Origin of the sequence: Mesorhizobium sp. M7A.F.Ca.CA.003.01.2.1 (assembly GCF_003998945.1) — a bacterium.
In the GTDB taxonomy this organism is placed as follows: Bacteria; Pseudomonadota; Alphaproteobacteria; order Rhizobiales; family Rhizobiaceae; genus Mesorhizobium; species Mesorhizobium ciceri.
This window is the reverse complement of record NZ_RZRA01000582.1, coordinates 1-3634: the sequence shown is the minus strand read 5'-3', so window position 1 is coordinate 3634 and position 3634 is coordinate 1. Positions and strand designations below refer to the sequence as shown.

The following is a 3634-nucleotide window of genomic DNA, read 5'->3' as shown; positions in this document are numbered from 1 at the left end:
GCTCGCGGTAGGGCGGATAACGGCCCCAATCCTTGTCGCCGCCATTGCGCAGGTCGAACAGGATCGCCGACGGCACGATCGGAACGCGAAAACCGCCGACCTCGAGGCCGATGCCGCGTTCACGCAACGCCGCCTGCACGCCGGAAGCTGCGTCGAGGCCGAAAGCCGAGCCGCCCGAAAGCACCACGGCGTGCACCACATCGACGGAATTGTGCGGTTCGAGCAGGTCGGTCTCGCGGGTGCCCGGCGCACCGCCCAGGATCTGAACGCCGGCCACTGTGGACGCATCGCAAAGCACGGTCGTTACCCCGGATTTCAGCCTGGCGTCGGACGCATTGCCGACGCGCAGGCCGGCAACGTCGGTGATCAGGTTGCGTGGGCCGGTGCGAAACATCAGTTGCTTTCCAAGGGCGCAAAGCGCGTGCCATCGAAGCGGAAGACGCGGTAGGGGCTCCGGCTGAGATCGCCTTTCGCATCAAACCGGATCGGCCCGATCGCCGTGGTGAAATCCTGTCCGGTCAGAGCTTCGGTCAGTGGTTTGCCCGAGCTTTCGGACAAGCCTTGGCGATTTCGACCGCCGCAAAGGCCGGCAGCGTATAGCCGTCGGGCACGACTTTCTGCGCGGCAAAGGCCGCCAGCACTTTTGGATCGGCGACATCGGCCCATTCCGGCGGTGCGATCATCAGTGTGCCCAAGGAATAGGGCACGTCGCCGGGCGGCGTGCGCAGATTCTCGCCGCCGGCAAAGACGATGCCCGCCTGAAGCTGTGCGGCATCGCGGCCCATGATGGCGATGTCGTCGCCATCGCCGCCGGCAAAGACATGCGTCGCGCCGGCCTTCTTCAGCCGACCGATCATGCCGATCTGATTGTCGAGCTGGGGCCGGAACGTGTCGACGAACACAGGTTTCAGCGCTGCCTGTTCGGCCGCTGCCCGCAACGTCTCGGCGATTTCACGGCCGTAGATGGTGCCGTCGTCGATAATGGCGAACAATTCGTTTTGCCACAGGCGGGTGAGGGCTGACGCGACCGCATTGCGCTCATCGTCGCCGCGTGGTCCGAGGCGATAGACCGGCCAGCCGGTCTTGGCGCGGCGGTCGGTCAGGCTTTCGGTTCGCACGCCAATGGTGATGACCGGAATGTTGGCGTCCTTCAGGATCGGCATCGCCGCCCCGATCGCCTCGGTGCAGAGAAAGCCGATTACGATATTGACCTTGACGGCTGCGAATTCCCTGGCCGCGGCAGCGCCGCCATCGGCGGTGCAGGCGTCATCCACGGTCTTGAGTTCGATGCCGTTCGCTTCGGCGGCCATACCGGTACCGGCCTCGATCTGCTTGCCGAGAATGGCCGATGGTCCCGACAGGGGCGCCGAGACGCCGACCAGCAGCGTCCGGGCATCCGCACCACTGGCCAGGAACAGCCAGAACAGCGCCGCTATTGTTCTTGTCCTGGGTCGCATTCGAGCGATGGGATCCTCCGGGCCGGTCCTACGCTCCCGGCACTGTTGCCGCCAAGACCTAAAGGCTGCCCGGCCTTGGTGCAACACGCGAATTTCGGGATATGGCTCAGGCACTTCGCTTGTGGCGGGCTATGTCTGGCCATATATGTCGATAGGATCCTGACAATGGAAAAAATACGGTGCTGAAGAAGAACGACATTGGGCCGCAGGCCTATCGCGACGCGATGAGCCACTTTGCCGGCCACGTCCATGTGGTCACCACCGACGGGCCGGCCGGCAAGCGCGGCGCGACGGTGATCGCGGCCTGCTCGGTTTCGGACACCCCGCCGACCATTCTGGTCTGTCTCAATCGCGAAAATCCCAAGAACGAACCGTTCGTGAAAAACGGCAGGTTTGCCTTGAACACCCTGGCTTCCCACCAGGAGCCGCTGTCAGTCGGCTTTTCCGGAATCACCGGCTTGCCGGTCGAGGAGCGCTTCGCGCTCGGCGAATGGGACGTGATCTCCACCGGCGCGCCGACGCTGAAGGGTGCGCTCGCCGTGTTCGACTGCGAATTGATCGATACCAAGGACCTGGCCACCCATCGTGTGCTTTTTGGCAAGGTGACAGGCCTGCGGATGGGCGATAATTTGCGGCCGCTGATCTATCACGCCCGCGGCTACCACGTACTGGAAAGCGGAGCGGCGGCGTTCACGGAGAAAGAATGACCGAGCTGAAACCGCGCGCCGCGCCACGGACGATCGACGAGACGCTCGATCTCCTGACCGGTGCGGACTATGTGGCGGACCGGTCGCTGGCGACCGTACTGTTCCTGTCGTTGCGTATGAAGCGGCCGCTTTTCCTTGAGGGCGAGGCCGGCGTCGGCAAGACCGAGATCGCCAAGGTGTTGGCACAGGCGCTCGGCCGCCGGCTGATCCGCCTGCAATGCTATGAAGGCCTTGACGTCTCGTCCGCCGTCTACGAGTGGAACTACGCCGCGCAGATGATCGAGATCCGCATGGAGGAGGCGGCCGGCAAGGTCGAGCGCTCCGCCATGGAGCGCAACGTCTTCTCCGAAAAATACCTGATCCGCCGCCCGGTGCTCGATGCGCTGACCGGCAAGGCGGGGGCTGCCCCGGTTTTCCTGATCGATGAGCTCGACCGCACCGACGAGGCGTTCGAGGCCTTCCTGCTCGAAATCCTGTCCGACTTCCAGGTGACGGTGCCCGAGCTCGGCACCATCAAGGCGGAAGAGCCGCCGATCGTCATCATCACCACCAACCGCACCCGTGAGATCCACGACGCGCTGAAGCGGCGCTGCCTCTATCACTGGGTCGACTATCCCAATGCCGAGCGCGAGTTGGAGATCGTGCGCCGCAAGGTGCCGCAGGCCAACCAGCGCCTTTCGGCCGAAGTGGTCTCCTTCATCCAGAAGCTGCGCCAGATCGAGCTGTTCAAGGTGCCGGGCGTCGCCGAAACCATCGACTGGGCCGGCGCGCTGACCGAGCTCGACAAGGTGGCGCTCGATCCGGAAACCGTCTCCGATACGATCGGCGTGCTGTTGAAATACCAGGACGACATTGCCCGCATCGAACAGGGCGAAGGCCGGCGCATCCTCAACGAGGTGAAGGCCGAGCTTTCGGCGGCGGAGTAGGCGATGCCGCGCCCCGAGCCAAAAGAGGCCATGCCGCACGGGCGGATCGCCGACAACATCGTCTATTTTGCCCGCACCTTGCGCAAGGCGGGCATGCGGGTCGGGCCGGCCTCGGTCAAGGACGCCATCGAGGCGGTGCTCGCCGCGGGCATCGGTTCGCGCGACGATTTCTACTGGACGCTGCACGCCGTGCTGGTGTCGCGGCATGAGGATCACGCCATTTTCGACGAGGCCTTCCGGCTGTTCTGGAAGTCGCGCGAACTGATCGAAAAGATGCTGGCGATGTTTTCGCCGGTGGCGCCCGACACCAGGGAAAAGCAGAAGCCACGCGCCGCTGAAAACCGAGTCAGCCAGGCGATGTTCGAGGGACACCAGAAGAACCAGCCGCCACAGGAAATTCCCGAGATCGAGGTCGACGCCCGCTTCACCTTTTCCGGCAACGAGGTGCTGCGGGCCAAGGATTTTGCCCAGATGAACGCCGCCGAGATGGCCGACGCCAAGAAGGCGATCGCGCAGTTGCGGTTGCCTTTCGACATGGTGCGGA

3 protein-coding genes and 2 pseudogenes are annotated in these 3634 nt (G+C 64.2%); 3 read left to right on the top strand and 2 right to left on the bottom strand.

The annotated features are described in order from the left end of the window. A partial coding sequence (locus EN969_RS21555; protein ID WP_206525203.1) for a P1 family peptidase occupies positions 1–394 on the bottom strand: 394 nt, incomplete at its 3' end. Next, positions 394–1457, bottom strand: a pseudogene (locus tag EN969_RS21550) (ABC transporter substrate-binding protein). The pseudogene EN969_RS21550 and the gene EN969_RS21555, both read right to left, overlap by 1 nt. Before the next feature lie 179 nt (positions 1458–1636). Between EN969_RS21550 and EN969_RS21545 the strand changes: the two are divergent. The 3 genes and pseudogenes from EN969_RS21545 to EN969_RS21535 form a co-directional block, all read left to right on the top strand. Further along, entirely contained in the window at positions 1637–2164 is a 528-nt protein-coding gene (locus tag EN969_RS21545) for a flavin reductase (RefSeq protein WP_013532115.1), read from the top strand. After that, positions 2161–3090 (top strand): MoxR family ATPase, encoded by a 930-nt coding sequence (locus EN969_RS21540; RefSeq protein WP_013532114.1) that lies wholly within the window; start codon positions 2161–2163, stop codon positions 3088–3090. Before EN969_RS21545 ends, EN969_RS21540 begins: the two co-directional genes overlap by 4 nt. 3 nt (positions 3091–3093) lie before the next feature. Next, a pseudogene (locus EN969_RS21535) lies at positions 3094–3634 on the top strand (VWA domain-containing protein); the annotation flags it as partial.

Coding starts and splice junctions, on each gene's coding strand:
- EN969_RS21540 (WP_013532114.1), top strand. CDS start 2,161: ATGACCGAGCTGAAACCGCGCGCCGCGCCACGGACGATCGACGAGACG.